The sequence below is a fragment of the Mycobacterium sp. PS03-16 genome, from assembly GCF_004570325.1.
In the GTDB taxonomy this organism is placed as follows: Bacteria; Actinomycetota; Actinomycetes; order Mycobacteriales; family Mycobacteriaceae; genus Mycobacterium.
In genome coordinates, this window is the sequence record NZ_SPQO01000002.1 from 65,337 (window position 1) to 82,753 (window position 17,417).

Here is a 17,417-nt window from a genome sequence, read left to right on the forward strand (position 1 = left end):
AACGTGGTCTGCAAGTAGGTTCGGCGACGGCGTGAGCCAGGTCACGCTTTAGTTCATTTCGTTCAGTCGTGGAGGTGGTGGTGGCCCGCTATCTGCCGCGGTCGCTGGCCGGTCAGGCGATCGCGTTGCAGGTCCTGGTGATCGCGGTGATCGTGATCGCGGGCAGCGCGCTGGCCATCGTCGATGCGCGGCGCGACGGTGACGAGGCGGCCCGCCAGCAGGTCGTCGGCGTCGCCACCGCGCTTGCGGATTCGCCGTCCACGGCCGCCGCCATCGCCTCCGGTCGCGCCACCGAGGTGCTGCAGCCGGTGACCGACGCGGTGCGCGGGCACACCGGCATCGCGTTCATCACGATCATGGCGCCCGACGGCACCCGCTTCACCCACACCGACCCCCGCCAGATCGGCGGGAAGTACCTGGGCACCACGGCTCCGGCGCTGCGCGGCGAGACGTTCTCCGAGGTGTACACCGGCACGCTGGGCCCGTCGATCCGCGCGGTGGCCCCGGTGCGCGACGCGTCGGGGACGATCATCGGCTTGGTGTCGGCAGGGATCACCCAGCAGACGCTGGCGCAGCGCTGGCGGGCGCAGATTCCCACCATCGCCGCGGTCAGCCTTGCGGCACTGGCGGTTTCATCGCTGGGCGTGTGGCTGATCCGGCGGCGGTTGCTGCGCCAGACCCACGGTCTGCGACCCGACGAACTGCGGGTGATGTACGAACACCACGACGCGATCCTGCACTCGGTGTCCGAGGGTTTGATCGTGCTGGACCGCGACGGGGTGGCGCTGGTCAACGACGAGGCCCGCCGCCTGCTCTCGCTCCCGCCCGGCCCGGTGGACCGCGATGCGCTGCCCGCCTTCCTGCGGTCGTCGGATCCCGGTGTGCGCGACGAGGTCCATGTCACCGAGGACCGGGTGCTGGTGGTCAACCGGTCCCCCGTCGCCGGAGCCGACTCGGAGGTGGTGACGATTCGCGACCGCACCGAACTGCAGGGTGCGCTGGGTGAGCTGAGCTCGCTGCAGGTGCTGACCGACTCGCTGCGGGCCCAGGCCCACGAGGCGGCCAACAAGCTGCACACGGTGATCACGATGGTGGAGATGGGCCGCCCCGACGAGGCGGTCACGTTCGCCACCAACGAGCTGGCGCTGTCGCAACGGCTGGTGGACCGGCTGTCCGGCGCGGTCGCGGAGCCGGCGCTGGTGGCGCTGCTGCTGGGTAAGACGGCTCAGGCCGACGAACGGGGTATCGCGCTCACCGTCACCGAGGACACCCACCTGCCGTCGCACACCGACGTGCTGTCGGCCCAAGAGATGGTCACCGTACTGGGCAACCTCGTCGACAATGCGATGGACGCCTGCGACCGTGAGGACCCGTGGATCGAGGTGACCGTGCACCAGGACGACGAACGGCTGCTGATCCGGGTGGCCGACAGCGGACCCGGAATGGATCCGTCCACGTTCGCCCGCGCCATGCAGCGCGGGTACTCGACCAAGACAGGCGACGACCCGGCGCACCACGGGCTCGGGTTGGCCCTGGTGGCCCAGGTGGCGGCCCGCCACCACGGGACCGTCACCGCGGACGTGACGTACGGCTCGGTGGTGACCGTGACGGTGCCGACGGAGGAGGCGTGACCATCTCGGTGTTGATCGTCGAGGACGATGCGCTGATCGCGGAGGCGCACCGGACCTACCTGTCGCGGCTGCCCGGGTTCACGACCACCGCGGTCGCCCACACCGCGCGCGATGCGATGCGCGCGGTGGCCGAAGCGGCGGCCACCGGGCAGCCGATCGATCTCGTGCTGCTGGATCTCGGGCTGCCGGACGCCAGCGGCATCGCGCTGGCCTCGGGGCTGTCGGGCGTGCAGCCCGCGCCCGACATCATCGCGATCACCTCGGAGCGGGACCTGGAGATGGTGCGCGCGGCGGTGTCCCACGGCGCGCTGGCCTACCTGCTCAAGCCGTTCACGTTCGCCGCGTTCCGCGATCGGCTCGAACGGTACCGCCGCTACCGCAGCGCCTTGCCCGCCGGCACCGACGCCGCCAGCCAGGCCGAGGTGGACCGCGCACTCGACGAGCTGCGGCTGGCAACGGACCGGTCGGTCACCCCGAAGGGTGTCGCACCCGCCACCACCGATGAGATCGCCAGGGCGGTACGGGATTCCACGGAGGGCTTGACGGCAGATCAGGTGGCCAAGGCGGTCGGGGTGTCGCGGGTGACGGCCTGGCGCTACCTGGAACGCCTGGCCGACGACGGCACGGTCACCCGCGTGACCGACTACGGCCGTGCCGGGCGCCCGAAGATCCGCTATCTGTGGCGGTGATCTCGCCGGCGGCCCGGCGGGGAATGAAGCGACGGGGCGGGTGACGTTGTCGACGGTGACCCACCGCGCGGTGGGGCACACGTGATGGAAGGCGACGACATGGCGACCATGACCGCGGTGGGTTCGTATCGGGCACTGCCGATCGACGACCCGGATTCCCTGCGCGACCTCGAGGTCGACGTCCCGCAGTTGCGACCGCGTGACGTGCTGGTGCGGGTGCAGGCGGTATCGGTGAATCCCGTGGACGTCAAGCGCCGCAACAGTCTGACATCCAGCCAGACGCCGACCATCCTCGGTTTCGACGCCGCCGGAGTGGTGGAGGCGGTCGGCCCGGAGGTGCGGACCCTGTCGGTCGGCGACGAGGTCTACTACGCGGGGGACATCACCCGCCCGGGCAGCAACGCAGAACTGCAGGCCGTCGATGAACGCATCGTCGCGCGCAAGCCGGAGACCCTGTCGTTCGCCGACGCGGCGGCGCTGCCGTTGACCACGATCACGGCGTGGGAGTCGCTGTTCGACCGTTTCGGCCTGACCGCCGAGTCGAGCGGGGACCTGCTGGTCATGGGCGCCGCCGGCGGCGTCGGCTCGGTGATGATCCAGCTGGCCAAGGCATTGACCGGGGTGCGGGTGATCGCGACGGCGAGCCGCCCGGAATCCGCCGAGTGGGCCCGCCGGATGGGCGCCGATGAGGTGATCGACCACCACGACCTGGCCCCGCAGGCGCGCGCGGTGGCCCCCGCCGGCGTGACGTGGCTGTTCTCGCCGCACTCGCGCGGCAACGTCGACACCTACGCCGAGATCGTCCGCCCGTTCGGCCACATCACCGCGATCGACGAGCCCGAGGGGCTGGATCTGGTGGGCCTCAAGGCCAAGAGCATCGCCTGGCACTGGGAGCTGATGTTCACCCGGTCGATGTTCGAGACCGATGACATGATCGAACAGCAGGAGTTGCTCACGCGCACCGCCGAACTGGTCGACAGTGGCCGGATCCGCAGCACCGTCACGACCACCATCAGCGACTTCAGCGCCGCGGGCCTACGGGAGGCCCACCGCGCCGTGGAGTCCGGTCACATGGTCGGCAAGGCCGTCGTCGTTCGCGGCTGATGCCGGCCGTGGCCGCGGTGGCCGTCAGACCGCGCGGCTGAGTTCCCGCACGTCGGGCCGGGCGATCGGCTCGGTGGCCAGGAAGGGTGTGTACCGCAGCGGCAGCGCCGATCCCGGGACGTCCAGGACGGTGACCGCGCCCGCGTAGTCGGCGACGTAGAGCCGGCGACCGTCGGCACGGACCGCCACGCAGGACGGCCGGCCGTCACCGGTCAGTTCGTCGACGAGCTCGGTGGTGAGCGTGTCGAACACGGCGACCCGGTCGTAGTCGACGACGTAGGCGCGGGTGCCGTCCGGGCTGACGGTGAGCTGGGTGGGCGCACCGCCGACGAGGACGGTGTCGGCCACCTGGTTGGCGGTGACGTCGATGATGTCGATCGAGCCGCCGTGGCGGCGGTCGGAGCGCAGCACGTAGGCCAGGCCCTCGGCGGTCACCGCCAGGTCGCGGATCGGCGAGGCGAGCCGCAACCGGCGCAGCACGCGGCCGGTACCGGTGTCGACGGTGAGCAGCGCGCTGCCGGCCAGCCCGGTGGTCGCGACGTAGAGCCGGCGACCCTCGGCATCGACCGACACCGCGTCCACGCTGGTGCCGGGCCGGTACGGCAGCGTGATGGTGCCGACACGCTCGGCGGTGACGTCGATGACCACGACGTCGGCGCTGTCGTCATCGGTGCGACCGACGAACAGCTTCTTGCCGTCGGCGGTCAGGCTCATCGAGGTGGCGCTGAAGGCCAGCGGGTAGCTGCCGATGACCGCTCCGGCCGCGGTGTCGACCACCATCACCGCGTCGTACTTGGTCGCCGAGATCGCGACATAGGCGCGGTCCTCGGCCACGGCGAGCACCTGCGGCGCCCCGCCGAGTCCGATCAGGTGGCGCGGCGCCAGCGTCTCGGCGTCGAGAACCGAGATCGATCCGTTCCCGTGGTTGGCGGTCACCACCACTCCGGCCGCCTGGTCGACTGCGACATCACCGACGGGTCCGCGCCCGACGGCGACCGCGGCGAGCGTGCTGACCTCGGGGTCGTTCGCGGTCACACCGGCCACCGCGGTGGCGGGTCCGGCGGTCGGCTTCGCAGCGGCCGCGGGCGCGTTCTTACGCGAGAAGATCTTTGCCATGAATGTCGACACCTCCGCCGGTATCACGTGCACCGGCTGTTGTCTTGAGTCGTTATCGCGCCGGAGTGGCGCGGTCTGCGTCGAGTGTAGCGACGGAAATCGGCTACCGATCCCAGGTTTCGACGGCGCCCGCCGCCGAGTTGCGAGGATCCTCAGAGCATGCTTAGAGATTTCTTCGTTATGCCGTTGTTATCAACCGCTGGCAATCAATGAAACTAGCGCTCAACTGCGACTCGGTCGCAGTCCGCAATCAGCGATGATCAAACGTCGAACACCCCGGAAGATCGTTTTCTTACCTTTTGCGGACGAAAGTGAGCGGTAGATCACAGGCGCGCATCGGGCAAATTCCGCCTCGTCGTGGTGTCGCGCGGCCGCGACCGCGGGTATGCGGCTGCGGCCGCCGCCTCCGCGTCCCATAGAACGGGGCCGATCTTCGCTGGACATCGCCCGTTCACTGGGTGGTCTTCGTGGTGAGCCCTCGCACCACACCGGTCACACGAGCGTGAGGCGCAGTGCCGCCGCCGTCTCGGGCCCGACGATCCCGTCCACGGTCAGCCCGGGGGTGCGGCGCTGGAACTCGCGCACCGCGGCCTCGGTGAGGGGGCCGTAGTCGCCGTCCACCTCCAGATGACCGGCGTATCCGGCGTAGCCGTACTTGAGCCGCCGCTGGACTTCGGCGACCTGCGGCCCCCTCGACCCGCGGAACAGCAGGATGTGGGCGTACTGACCGACCGGCACCGGCGGCCGCGGTGGGGGTGCGCCGCCGGTGGGCAGGCCGATCTGGGTCTGGATGTCGCGGCGCAGGACGTCCATGTCGATGGCGCCGGGGTCCCACTTGCCCTGGGCGCGACCGGCGTACTCCTTGTGCCCGATCGTGCGTGCCGCGTCCTGACCGAGGCGGCGGTTGATCGCCGCACAGCTACCCACCAGCGCGACGTACTGGCTGTCGGGCCAGTTCTGCCGGTGCGGCGCGGTCGGCGCGGTTCCGTCGTTGGCGCATTCGATGCCGATCGTGTGCCAGTTGGCCATATTGGTCGGCAGCCACGGGTACATTCCCACACCGGCATGCCAGGCCACCCCCGCCGCGACCACCGTCACGGTGCCGTCCCGGGCGATGTGGAGCTGGGACAGCGGACCGGCGAGGTCCGGCCGGCCGTGGGCGATCGAAGCCGCGGTGGCGTGATCCGATCCGGTGTGGTGCACCATCACGCCGCGGATGTCGCGGAAGTGGCCGTGACCGCGTTCGCGCCAGCCCGGATACTCCGCCACGCGCAGGCCTTCGGCACGCAGTACATCGGAGAGCCAGATCGGATCGCCGGTCCACGGTCCAACCTGAGGCATCCGTTCTCCTTCCGCGTCCAGCGTATTCCCGACCCGAGGCGACCCCGCATGCTACGGGCGGGGCACCGGGCCGGGAAACGCTACTGCAGGAAGCGCTCGGGGGCGTCGAGGCACAGCAGGTCGGGCAGCGCGAACACCGGGACGTTCAGTTCGGCCGACAGCGCGCGGGCGTACTGGCGGGCGATGGTCAGGCCGTCTCGGGCTTCGTCGAAGTCACCGCTGAGATCGACCGCGACACGGCAGCCGAACGTGTCGCTGACCGAGCGGTCGTCGACGTCGGCGCGCAGCACGCCCTCGGGTAACGGCACCGCCGCGACCGCCGACCGGATCGCGGGCGACGTGGCCGCCATGTCGACGTAGACCGATGCGAATGCCTCCACCGGCACATGATGCCCGCCGCCGCGGGGTTGCACCGGGGATCCACCGCGGAGCTACGCGATGTTCACACAACGCTCACCTGCCCGTAGTCGGCCTGCTCATGTGAGCGCGACCGGAGCCCAAGGGGGCCTTGGCCATTCAGCGTCCTGGCACGGCCACCGGCGCCGCCGGGTACGCGGCAGGCACCACGGGCGCCGCCGGTACGGCAGGAACGACGGGTGCCGCGGGCACCCCCGGCGCCGCGGGCAGCACGGGCAGGGCCCGCACCCCCGGGGCGCCCGGAGCGGGAACCGCCGGTGCGGCGGGCAGGCCGGGGACACCCGGCGGGACCGGCGCGGCGGGCGGAGGCGGGGGCGCGACCCCCACGCCGAGCACGCGCAGCATGTCGGGCTTCATGGCCTGCAGCTGGGCGCCCCAGTACCCCCAGCTGTGCGTTCCCGTCGCGGGGAAGTTGAACACCGCGTTGTGGCCGCCGGCGGCCAGGTACTTCTGCTGGAAGTCCTTGTTCGACGAGACCGTGATGTTCTCGAGGTACTGGGCACTGAAGTTGCCGCCGAAGTCGTGACCGTTGTCGAGTTCGCTCATCGTGCCGCTGCCGCAGTAGATCCACAGCGCGGTGTTGTTGGCCGCGAGCCGCGCGACGTTGACGGTGGGATCGTTGCGGCGCCAGGCGACGTCGCTGGTCGGGCCCCACATGTCCTGCGGGTTGAACCCGCCGGCGTCGCGCATGGCGAACCCGATGAGCGTGGGCCACAGCCCACCGGACGGGTTGAGGTAACCCGACAGCGAGGCGGCGAAGATGAACTGCGTGGGGTGCCAGGTCGCCAGGTTGAGCGCCGCTCCGCCCGACATGGACAGCCCCACAACGGCATTGCCGCGCGGGTCCTGACCCCGGTTGGCCGCCAGCCAGCCGGGCAGTTCCTGGGTCAGGAAGGTCTCCCACTTGTATGTCACGGCGCCCGCGTTGTTCCTGGCGGGCTGGTACCAGTCGGAGTAGAAGCTGGACTGGCCGCCGACGGGCATGACCACCGAGATGCCCGACTCGTGGAACCACTCGAACGCGGCGGTGTTGATGTCCCAGCCGCTGGCGTCCTCCTGTGCCCGCAGACCGTCGAGCAGATACACCGAATGCGGTCCGCCGCCCTGGAATTGGACGCGGATGTCGCGGCCCATCGACGGCGACGGCACACTGAGCACCTCGACGGGCAGCCCGTCGCGAGAGTACGCATTCGCCGCAGGCGCGCGCGGCACGCCGATCAGCGCGGGCAGCAGCGCGGCGAGCAGCACCACCGCGAACGCACCCATCCTGGTCGAGCCGAATTCCTGAGCCACCGCTTGTCCACCTCATCTCTCGCGTCCGTGACGTCGGGACGCTAACAGCGGAGGTGGGCCCCGACGCGCGCGCAGCGCGGGCGGTGACCCGCTCGTTATCAACCCTTGTGGTTACCGTGAGGTTCGGGTTCGACGGTGCCGGTGATGCCCATGTCATCCAGCGCCCGCACCACCACCTCGCGCAGCGCCGCCGTGGTGGTGACACCGCCGGGCTGCCAGGCGGCGACGGTGACCGTCACCTGTCCGTTGAGGCGGCAGGATCCGAGAAACAGCAACCCGCCGGACCGGTCGAGGATGGTCGAGGTGATCTTCGGCTCGACGATCCGCGGCGCCATGAACAGGGCATCGGTGCCGTCGGGCCGGTTGACCGCCGGGTCGAGGTCGCCGAGGTTGGAGCAGCCGATCGGCGCACCGCGTTCCACGATCATCGACTCCAGCCGGCGCACCAGCAGCTGGGGCGTCAGCGGGGTCAGCGGCAGGGGGGCGAGCAGTTCGTTGGGGGTGTCCCGCAGCGTCGCGAAGGCCCGCTTCATGTCGCCGCGCAGCACGGTCAGATCGCGGGTGACCGCGACGGGGTCCGCGATCACCCGCGCCTCGGTCAATGCATTGCCCCTGGTGTCGCCCGGACCGCGTTCGCTGACCGGGCACGACAAAGTCACCCGGCCCTGGTCGTCGGTGCGCCCGAGGAGGTGACCGAGCCGCGCGGCCAGCCCGGCGAACAGTGAATTGCTGTTGCCGCCCAACGCCTTCGCGCGCTCATCCCAGTGCGTGATGTCGACCAGGGCGATCGCGCAGGGCGCGACCACCGTGCGGGTCTCCCCCGGTGTGACCTGGGCCCGCGCCGACGACATCGACGAGGCCAGATCGTCTTTCTGGGACCGGGCCACCCGCACGGTCGCCGCGACCGCCCGCCCGAGGTCGGGGACGGCGCGCGCCGCGGCGCGGGCGTCCTCGGCCATGGCGTGCCGCCGGGTGCGCGATGACGGCGGCGGGTAGCCGAGGTCGTGGCGGATGCCCTTCGCGGCGTCCGCGACCGCCAGGCCGATCGCCATGCCGTCGCCGGTGGTGTGCGACACCACCAGGCTGACGGCCGACCCGCCGTCCTCCAGCGGTTGCACGCCCAGGTGCCACTGCGGGCCCCGCTCGGGGTCGATGGGCATATCGGCCCGTTCGTCGGCCCAGGCCCACACCTCGCTGCGGGGCCGGTTCGCGGCGGCGAGGTCGAGGTCGGCGGGTCCGGTGGCGGCCACCCAGCGGTGCCTGCCGAACGGCAGCGGCGACCGTTCCACTCGCCGGCCCAGCAGGCCGTGGCCCAGGTCGCGGTGGAAACGCCGCAGGCCGTCGAGGTCGACGGGGCGGTCGTACACCCACGTGAACTGGATGAGTGGACCCCGCCCGAGCGCCCGCAGGCCGAGGAACGACGCCTGATCGATGTAGGCCAGCGTGTTGTCCACCCGCATCACTCTAATCACGGCGGCAATCTCCACGCGATCTCCACACAACCTCCAAGTACCGCGCTCCCGACTTCGACACCATCGATACCAGTCAAGAAGCGGTGGATCACCAGATCCGCCTTGGCAGAGGGAGTTTCACATGAACGCCATCATCACCCGGCATGCCCCGGCGCTTCGCGCGCTGGTGCTCACGTCGTTCGCCGGCGCGGCCGCGGTCGGCGCGATCCTGCTCGGTCCGGCCGCCCCGGCCTGGGCGGATTCGGCGGCGGGCGCGACCATCAGTCAGCTGGAGGCCACCGGCTTCGACGTCCGCCTCAACCGCCTCGGCAACGCCCCGCTCGACGAGTGCTTCGTCACCGGAATCGGCCGCCCGCAGGAACACAAGCGGCTGACCCTGGTGCAGGGCCGTGACGACGATGACAGCGCGCTGGTGCCGGTGGTCGTCCGGCGCACCATCACCGTGTCACTGGACTGCACCGCCTGAGCGGTCTCCGGCCCAGGCGAATGCGGCCGCGGCGCCACGGCGAACGGATGACCCCGGCGCGCCGGTGTCCTACCGTCGAATCGTCCGACGGTGAAAGGGCTGGCGTATGAGAGTCGGTGTGGTGTTCCCGCAGACCGAGCTGGGCGGGGATCCGGGCGCCGTGCGCGCCTACGCGCAGGCGGTCGAAGGGCTCGGCTTCCGGCACATCCTGGCCTACGACCACGTGGTCGGAGCCGATCCGGACGTCCACGTCGGCTGGACCGGCCCCTACGACATCCGCACCACGTTCCACGAGCCACTGGTGATGTTCGGGTTCGTGGCGGCGGTCACGACGGCGATCGAACTGGTCACCGGGGTGATCATCCTGCCGCAACGGCAGACCGCGCTGGTGGCCAAGCAGGCCGCGGAGGTCGATCTGCTCAGCGGCGGCCGGCTGCGGCTGGGGGTCGGAGTCGGCTGGAACGCAGTCGAATACGAAGCACTCCGTGAGGACTTCGGCACTCGCGGTCCGCGATCGTCGGAGCAGATCGAGGTGCTGCGCCGACTGTGGACCGAGGACACGGTCACCGTCGACGGGAAGTACCACCGCATCACCGGTGCCGGTCTGGCGCCCCTGCCGGTGCAGCGCCCGATCCCCGTGTGGATCGGCGCTGCGTCGGCCCCCGGGTACCGGCGGGCCGGGCGGCTGGCCGACGGCTGGTTCCCCCTCGTGCGGCCGGGTCCGAAGCTGGACGAGGCCCGGGCGGTGGTCGACGGGGCAGCGGAAGCGGCCGGGCGGGACCCCCGGGCGATCGGCATGGAGGGCCGCATCACCTGGCGCGGCGACCTCGACGACGTGGCCGGCGACCTGGCCGCGTGGGCTGCGGCGGGTGCGGATCACGTGTCGGTGAACACCATGGGCGCCGGTCTGGCCACGGTCGACGACCACCTGGCGGTGCTGGCCCGGGTCGCGGACGTCGCGCGCGACTGACCGGGGCCGTCGCATCGTCAGGTGATGCGGTGCGCGCTCGTCATCGGCCCTGGGCCGCCTCGCCGCGCAGGGTCATGACGACGCTGGTCACGGTCGCCGCGATCTTGCCGTCGGAGCGCACCACGTCGCAGGTGTAGTGCGTGATGGTGCGGCCACTGTGGGTGGGCCGAGCGGTCGCGACCAGGGTGTCCACCCAGACCGGGCGCAGGAACGTCGCGCGCAGGTCGATGCTGGTGAACGTCTCCCCCGGATACATCAGCGTGGAGTGCGCGGTGCCGATCGCCGCGTCGGCCAGTTCGACGAGGAATCCGCCGTGCACGGTGCCCTGCTGGTTCCCGTGGCGCGCCGGGTCCACCTCGACCGTCACCGCCGCGGTCCCCGCGCCGACGGCGCTGATCTCGAAGCCCAGCAGCGTGGAGATCGCCGTGGGGTAGCGCATGTGAATCACGTTGTCAGGCTGGGTGATTCCGGTGAGCCGGCGTTGCAGATAGGACAGCACGGGCGGGGCCGCGGCGGGTTCGGACATCGCACTCCCAACGATTCGGACGGTGGTGACGGGTTCGACCGTAGAAACGTGGGATAGTGCAATCAACAAATTGTCCTACGCACAAGTGGGGGCCGCGGTGCGCATCCACCGACACACCGTCGTGGCCGACGAGATCGCAGGACGGATCCGCAGCGGCGCGCTGCCCGCCGGCACGCGGCTGCCCACCCACCGTGACCTGGCCGACCGGTACGGCGTCGCGGTGGCGACCGCGACCAAGGTGTACCGGTTGCTGGCCGACGCCGGACTGGTCGTCGGTGAGCCGGGGCGCGGCACCTTCGTGCGTGACCTCGCCGGCTACTCCGGTCTGGAACCGCGCCGGCGTGCCGACGCGCCAAGGATCGCCGACCTGTCGTTCAACCAGCCGCTGGCCGCCGATCAGGGTGATCAGCTCAGGCGGGCGCTGCGGGATCTGGCCGGCGAGGGCGATCTGGCCGCCCTGCTGATGCAGGACCCTCCCGGCGGGCGCACCCGCGCACAGGCCGCGGTGGCGACCCATCTGCTCGGCCACGGCATCGACGTCGCCCCCGACCGGGTGGTGCTCACCGGCGGAGGTCAGCAGGGGCTCGACGCGATCCTCGGCGCGGTGACCGCACCCGGGTCGGTGGTGGCCGTCGACTCCCTCACCTACCCCGGGATGAAGCTCCTCGCCTCGGCGCGTCGCCTCGACCTGGCGCCGATCCCCGTCGACACCGTCGGGATGGACCTCGACCACCTCGACTGGGTGTGCGCACACCGGCCGGTGACGGTGCTGTATTGCATTCCGACACTCCATAATCCGCTCGGTTTCGTACTCGGCGCCGGGGCCAGGGAGCGGCTCGCCGCAATTGCGCGCCGCCGGGACCTCATCGTGGTCGAAGACGCGGTCTACGCGTTCCTCGAGCCCACTGCCACCCCGCTGCAGACGCTGATCCCCGAGCGGACGTTCTACCTCGGTTCCCTGTCGAAGAACCTGGCGCCGGGGCTGCGTGTCGGGTACGTCGTCACGCCCGCAAGCCGTCGCGGCGCGGTCATCCGTGCGGTCCGCGCCGCGACCTGGGGCACATCGACCATCGCGGCCGCGCTGGCCACCCGGTGGCTGGCCGACGGCACGGTCGAGGAACTCGAGAAGCTCCGCCGCGACGACGCGACCGACCGGCAGCGGCTGGCGCGCGCGGCGCTGACCGGCCTGGACTACCACGCCCACCCCGGCTCCTACATCGGGTGGTTGACACTGCCCGAGGAGGTCCGGGCCGACATCCTCGCCCGCCACCTCGCCGACGCCGGGATCCTCGTCTCCACCGCGGATGCGTTCGCGACCACCGGGCACGTCCCCAACGCGCTGCGGCTCGCGCTGGCCACCCCCGACCCCCGCGACCTCGACCGGGCGCTGCGGCACCTGCGCGCGCTGGTCGCCCGGCACCTGCCCGCGCTTGCCCCGATGACCCGCGCGCAGCGCGCCGACGTGCTGCACTGAGGAGATGGCGCATTCCTTTCTGCGCGGCGCCCTGGCCGCCGCGGCACTGGTGATCGGCGGGTGGACGGCCCCGGTGGCGGCGGCGCAACCGGCGCCCGCCGCGCCGGACTTCGTCTCGCTGTCCGACGTCGACCCGTCGATCCTGCTCGACATCCGCTACGTCACCGGCCACAACTTCACCGGCGACCCGGTCGACGGCTACGAGGCACCGCTGTGTCTGCTCACCCGACCCGCGGCCGAGGCGTTGCGTCGCGCGCAGCAGGGCTTCCTCGCGCAGGGGTACACGCTCAAGGTCTACGACTGCTACCGGCCGCAGCGGGCCGTCGACGACTTCGTCGCCTGGGCGGCCGACCCGGCCGACCAGCGGATGAAGCCGGAGTTCTATCCCCGGGTGGACAAGTCGCAGCTGTTCGCCGACGGCTACATCGCCGACAAGTCCGGACACAGCCGCGGCAGTACGGTCGATCTCACCCTGGTGCGGCTACCGGCACCGCCCCAGCCCGCCTTCGTGCCGGGCCAGCCGCTCGTCGACTGTGCTGCACCGCAACGTTTCCCGGACAACTCGGTCGACATGGGCACCGGCTACGACTGTTTCGACACGCTGGCCCACACGCTCGATCCGCGGATCCAGGGTGACCAGCGCAAGAACCGGCTGCTGCTCAAGGACGGCCTCGCCGCCCAAGGGCTGGAGAACTATCCCAACGAGTGGTGGCATTTCACGTTTCAGCCCGAACCGTATCCGCAGACCTACTTCGACGTCCCCGTCGCGCCGTCGTCGGTGTCGCGGTAGGCGGTAACCGAACCCTCAGGCGACATCGAGCAGCAATGCATCCCGGCCCGGCCGCCACAGCGACGCCGGCACGGCGGCGGCGCCGATGCCGCGCGACGTCGGGGCGGAGACGCCCAGCACGGTCGCGGTGGCGCGGCCCTTGCCGGTCTGGATGCCGACGGTCGCACCGGGCGCGCCGTAGATCCCCGCGCAGTCGTCGCCCGCGCAGGCGCCGGTGGCCGGATCGATACGCCCGGCGAACATGTCGTCGATCCACCCGGCCATCAACGTCTGTGCGGCGGGCGGGTTCTGCGGTGCCGGAAAGCCGGCGACCACGTATGCCGCCAGCTGGATCAGCGGGTTGCCGCCGAGCATCGAGTCCATGTGGACGCCGCGGTCGAGCTCGACGCCGTGGAACTGCCCGGACTGCTCTCGGGCCAGATCGTCGACGATGGTGCTGGTGGAGTTCAGGTAGTTGGTCGGGGCGTGCAGTTCGTAGATCGGCACGTATGCACCCGACTGATCCAGCGCCGCCAACGATGTGGTGACGATGTCGCTGCGCGGCGGCACGCCGTCGAGGGTGACGACGCCTGCGAGGTGGTTCTCCTCGTTACGGGTGCGGACCGCCTGGGCGTAGTAGCCGGCCACACCGACCACCAGGCCACCGCCCAGCGAGTGGCCGGCCATGACGAATTCGGTGGGCAGGACCGCGTCGACGCCGTAATGGTCGGTGTAGCCGGCCTTCACCGCGCTGGCGTTCAGTGCGGCCCGATCCCCGACGAACAGGTCGGCGACGGCGCGGTACATCGGGTCGCCGCCGAGCCAGAAATCGTCCTCGGTGAACGGGTTGGCGCTCAGCGTGGGGGCGACGACGACGCTGTTGGTGCGCTCGGCCAGCATCGCCGCGGTGTAGCTGTACATCCGGCTGTTGGCGAGGAACCCGTGCTGCAGGTAGATCATCCGCTGCGGAGGTTCGTCGCCTTCGGGGAAGTACCAGTCCGCCGTCACGGCACGGCCGTCGATCTTCAGCGTCGCACTGCGCACGGTGACGGTGCTGCCCGGCGGCAGCTGCGGCGGCCCGGTGACGGTCCTGATGACGATGCCGAGCAGGTCGAAGGCCGCCGAGCCGATCGACCGGATCGGCGGAGGCAGCTGCTCGAGGAATCCGAACGGCGCCGGCGCAGGCGGCTGCGGCGTCGGCATCGGCGCGGCGAGGGCACTCACCGCCTCCCGGTCGGACGCACCGAGCGTGCGGGCGGCCCCGCGGCGGTTCTGGCCGGCCGCCGGAAGCTCCTGCGTGACAACGGGGTCGATGAGCGCAGGGGGCTCCTGCTCCGCCCCCGCGCCGGCGGCAGTGTCGTCCGGCTCCGGTGCTTCGGACAGCTCCGGGGTGACGTCCGCGTCGCCGGTTGCCGGGGGCTCGGGGTCCTGGCCGGGCTCCGGCGCGGTCTCCGTGTCGTCGACGTCGTCGGGCTCGAGTTTCTCCTCGGCGTCCTCGTTCTCTGGTTCGGGATCGGCGTCCTCGGCGTCCTCGGCGTCCTCGGCGTCCAAGGACGAATCCTGGTGGGGCGCGGCGTCGGGGTCGTTGTCGGACGGTGCCGCGGAGTCGGCGGGTCCGCTACTGGCGCTCGGCGTACCCGACGCACCCGCGCCGGTGTCGGCGTTCGCCGTTGCGGCGCCGACGAGGGCTGCCGCCGAGACACCTGCGGCGATCGCGCCTGCGCTCAGCCAGAGTGGGATGCGTTCCATCGTGGACCCCCGTCACACGTCGCTGTGCCAGCAACCGGCTGACCGCTTGCTGCGCCGTCAGCACCGGTGAGGATGGTCGCACGGTCGCCGGCGTGTCCGGGGTTGAAGGATCAAGATCGGCGCGAGACCAGTCCCGCGGTCTGGGCCGAGGTCACCACGCGCTCCCAGCCGATCACCGCGGCCGCGATCAGGGCGAGCGCGGTGACCACACCGGTCAGCACCGCCAACTGGCCGCCGACCTGCAGCGTGCCGAGGATCAGGACGGCGGCGACGCCGGCCAGCGCGATCCGGGCCGGGTACGGGGTGCGGGTGCGACCGGTATCGGGCGCGGCGTCGTCGCGGACGCGCGATGGGTCGATCGATGTGGTCATGGGCTCAGCGTGCCCGCCCCTGCTGATGGCGCGCGAAGGCAGTGCTGATGGAATGGCGATGTTTTGCTGTGAGTTTCCGGCTCAGGCCGGCGTCTCGGGCGTCATGCGTTCGCGCAGGCTCTCGTAGATCGGCGGCGACCGGATGAGTTCGGCGGCCAGCACTGCGGCGGCGGTCGCCGCCAGCATCGGGATCGCCACCGACGTGGTGGCGGTCATCTCGATCACGACGACGATGCCGGTGACCGGCGCGCGCACCGTGGCACCGAAGAACGCCGCCATGCCGACCAGCGCCATGGGCACGACGAAGCCGCTCAGATCACCGGCCCACAGCCCGTCGCACACCTCGACGAACAACACGCCCCACAGCGCGCCGACGGCCAGCAGCGGGGCGAAGAGCCCACCGGGCACCATGGCCGAATACGACAGCGGCCCGGCGACCAGCCGCACCAGCAGATAGCCGATGACGACCGGCAGCACGATGTGGTGCCCGCTGAGAATCAACTGGGTCAGCGTGTCACCCCCGCCGACCGCGAGCGGGTAGACGAACATCGCGGCGCCGATGACCGCCCCGATCATCGCCGCCTTCGCCACCGCGGGGATTCGCCGGTACCCGCCGATGTGGTCGAGGAACCACAACGTCAGCCGGTTGTACCCCGCGCCCAGGCATCCGGTCAGCAGCCCGAAGACGACGAACAGCGGCAGCCACTCCAGCGCCGGCGTGTCGATCGCGGCGACGAAGAAGTCGGGCTCGTTGCCGAGCAGCACCCGCATACAGCCGACCGCGGTCGCCCCGGCGAACAGCGTGGCCAGCACCGTGGTCAGCCGGAAGGACTTGGTGACCTCCTCGAGGGCGAACAGGGTGCCGCCGATCGGCGCGTTGAACGCGACCGCGAGGCCGGCCCCGCCCACCGCGGTCTGCATCATGCGGACGTCGGCGTCCGGCAGTTTCGCGCGGCGGGCGGCCTCGGCGCCGATCGCCGCGCCCATGTGCACCGTGGGACCTTCGCGGCCGAGCACCAGCCCCGACCCGATGGACAGCACGCCGCCGATGAACTTGGCGGGCAACAGCAACAGCAGCGGTGGGCGGGCGTCACCCCGGTACACCGCCTCGACGTGCTGGATGCCGCTACCGGCCGCCAGTGGCACGAACCGCACGATCAGCGCCGCCAGCGCCGCGCCGGTCGCCGCGGTCGCCATCGGCACCAGCCACCCGGGGCCGGGCAGCGCGTGCGTCCACTCGACGAGGTCGACGCGTAACCGGTCGGCGTGCTCCAGGCACCAGCGGAACGCGCCGCCGATGAAGCCGATCGCCACGCCGGCCACGACGGCGGTCAGGCAGATCTGGGCCCATCCACGCCGCGACTCGTCCGGTTCGGCGGGACCGTCCACGGTCATGCGGCGGGGGGTCCGGACGGGCGTCGCGCGCAGCCGGGCCCACAACCTGTCTGCACGACCGGGTGCCCTCCTTGGCGTGACGGTGCGACGGGTGTTCAGTCTCGCATCCGGTCGCGCTGGGCCGTCGGACTTCGGTCAGCGCTTCTTCGCGGTCTTCCCGCGGTTGGCCTTCTTGATCGCCGTCACCAGTTCGTCCTTGCTCATGGTCGAGCGGCGCGGGATGTCGAGCTTGCGGGCGACTTCGGTCAGGTGCTTCTTGCTGGCGTTCGCGTCGACGCCCTCGGCGCTCTTCCCTCTGGCGTCGGCGCCACCACCGCGGGCCCGCTCATCCGACGGACCCTTCTTGTCCTTCTTCTCCCAGTGGTCGCCGACCTTCTCGAACGCGTGCTTGAGCGCGCTGTAGGCGACGCGGTGGGCGCGCTCCCCCTCGCCGTACTCCTTCACCGCGGAATCGTGGGCCTTGGCGAAAGTGCGCTGCGCCTTCTTGCCGGACTTCTGCAGTGTGCTCGGCAGCTCTTTGAGCTTGGGCTTGCCGTTCTTCTTCGTCATCGGCACGATGTCGCTCCCTCGCGCGTCGTCGGTCGGTCGGGCGGTACCTGTCGCGGTACCCGATATCACGATCGGCAAACACCAC

Annotated in this window: 17 protein-coding genes; 7 read left to right on the plus strand and 10 right to left on the minus strand. The window is 71.1% G+C overall.

The features are described 5' to 3' along the window. Positions 1-80: 80 nt before the first annotated feature. The 3 genes from E4P42_RS01850 (at position 81) to E4P42_RS01860 (ending at position 3,424) form a co-directional block, all read left to right on the plus strand. Positions 81-1,631 (plus strand): sensor histidine kinase, encoded by a 1,551-nt coding sequence (locus E4P42_RS01850; protein ID WP_135122872.1) that lies wholly within the window; start codon positions 81-83, stop codon positions 1,629-1,631. After that, entirely contained in the window at positions 1,628-2,320 is a 693-nt protein-coding gene (locus E4P42_RS01855) for a response regulator (RefSeq protein WP_135122665.1), read from the plus strand. Before E4P42_RS01850 ends, E4P42_RS01855 begins: the two co-directional genes overlap by 4 nt. Positions 2,321-2,419: 99 nt before the next feature. Then, on the plus strand, positions 2,420-3,424 hold the full coding sequence (locus tag E4P42_RS01860; protein WP_135122666.1) for a zinc-binding alcohol dehydrogenase family protein: 1,005 nt from the start codon (positions 2,420-2,422) through the stop codon (positions 3,422-3,424). Positions 3,425-3,448: 24 nt separating this feature from the next. Here E4P42_RS01860 and E4P42_RS01865 read toward each other — a convergent pair whose 3' ends face one another. From E4P42_RS01865 to E4P42_RS01885, 5 genes are all read right to left on the minus strand, one after another. Next, positions 3,449-4,540, minus strand: coding sequence for a YncE family protein (locus tag E4P42_RS01865; protein ID WP_135122667.1), 1,092 nt, complete (start codon positions 4,538-4,540; stop codon positions 3,449-3,451). Between the two features lie 492 nt (positions 4,541-5,032). Further along, entirely contained in the window at positions 5,033-5,881 is an 849-nt protein-coding gene (locus E4P42_RS01870; RefSeq protein ID WP_135122668.1) for a peptidoglycan-binding domain-containing protein, read from the minus strand. 80 nt (positions 5,882-5,961) lie between these two features. Next, entirely contained in the window at positions 5,962-6,261 is a 300-nt protein-coding gene (locus E4P42_RS01875; protein WP_135122669.1) for a hypothetical protein, read from the minus strand. Positions 6,262-6,397: 136 nt separating this feature from the next. Further along, the gene (locus E4P42_RS01880) at positions 6,398-7,591 is read right to left on the minus strand and encodes an esterase family protein (RefSeq protein ID WP_371286972.1); all 1,194 of its coding nucleotides are present in this window, start codon (positions 7,589-7,591) and stop codon (positions 6,398-6,400) included. A gap of 98 nt (positions 7,592-7,689) precedes the next feature. Then, on the minus strand, positions 7,690-9,078 hold the full coding sequence (locus E4P42_RS01885; RefSeq protein ID WP_245233849.1) for a hypothetical protein: 1,389 nt from the start codon (positions 9,076-9,078) through the stop codon (positions 7,690-7,692). A 106-nt stretch (positions 9,079-9,184) separates the two neighbouring features. Between E4P42_RS01885 and E4P42_RS01890 the strand changes: the two genes are divergently transcribed. Beyond that, the gene (locus tag E4P42_RS01890; RefSeq protein ID WP_135122670.1) at positions 9,185-9,529 is read left to right on the plus strand and encodes a hypothetical protein; all 345 of its coding nucleotides are present in this window, start codon (positions 9,185-9,187) and stop codon (positions 9,527-9,529) included. A 106-nt stretch (positions 9,530-9,635) separates the two neighbouring features. Continuing rightward, positions 9,636-10,499, plus strand: a complete 864-nt coding sequence (locus tag E4P42_RS01895; protein ID WP_135122671.1) for an LLM class F420-dependent oxidoreductase — start codon at positions 9,636-9,638, stop codon at positions 10,497-10,499. Positions 10,500-10,539: 40 nt separating this feature from the next. Here the strand turns inward: E4P42_RS01895 and E4P42_RS01900 are convergent, their stop codons facing one another. Then, a complete protein-coding gene (locus E4P42_RS01900; protein ID WP_135122875.1) occupies positions 10,540-10,938 on the minus strand; it encodes a PaaI family thioesterase in 399 nt (132 codons plus the stop codon). A 184-nt stretch (positions 10,939-11,122) separates the two neighbouring features. Between E4P42_RS01900 and E4P42_RS01905 the strand changes: the two genes are divergently transcribed. Together E4P42_RS01905 and E4P42_RS01910 are read left to right on the plus strand one after the other, a co-directional pair. Further along, positions 11,123-12,499 (plus strand): PLP-dependent aminotransferase family protein, encoded by a 1,377-nt coding sequence (locus tag E4P42_RS01905; RefSeq protein WP_135122876.1) that lies wholly within the window; start codon positions 11,123-11,125, stop codon positions 12,497-12,499. A gap of 4 nt (positions 12,500-12,503) precedes the next feature. Next, on the plus strand, positions 12,504-13,289 hold the full coding sequence (locus E4P42_RS01910; protein ID WP_135122672.1) for a M15 family metallopeptidase: 786 nt from the start codon (positions 12,504-12,506) through the stop codon (positions 13,287-13,289). A gap of 15 nt (positions 13,290-13,304) precedes the next feature. Here the strand turns inward: E4P42_RS01910 and E4P42_RS01915 are convergent, their stop codons facing one another. The 4 genes from E4P42_RS01915 to E4P42_RS01930 all read right to left on the minus strand — a co-directional run bounded on the left by E4P42_RS01915 (position 13,305) and on the right by E4P42_RS01930 (position 17,338). Further along, positions 13,305-15,017: an alpha/beta hydrolase gene (locus tag E4P42_RS01915; RefSeq protein ID WP_135122673.1), complete on the minus strand. Its 1,713-nt coding sequence runs from the start codon at positions 15,015-15,017 to the stop codon at positions 13,305-13,307. Between the two features lie 110 nt (positions 15,018-15,127). Further along, entirely contained in the window at positions 15,128-15,388 is a 261-nt protein-coding gene (locus E4P42_RS01920; protein WP_135122674.1) for a hypothetical protein, read from the minus strand. Positions 15,389-15,469: 81 nt separating this feature from the next. Then, on the minus strand, positions 15,470-16,783 hold the full coding sequence (locus E4P42_RS01925) for a ClC family H(+)/Cl(-) exchange transporter (protein ID WP_135122675.1): 1,314 nt from the start codon (positions 16,781-16,783) through the stop codon (positions 15,470-15,472). A gap of 135 nt (positions 16,784-16,918) precedes the next feature. Next, entirely contained in the window at positions 16,919-17,338 is a 420-nt protein-coding gene (locus tag E4P42_RS01930; protein ID WP_167759321.1) for a ChaB family protein, read from the minus strand. Positions 17,339-17,417: the final 79 nt, after the last annotated feature.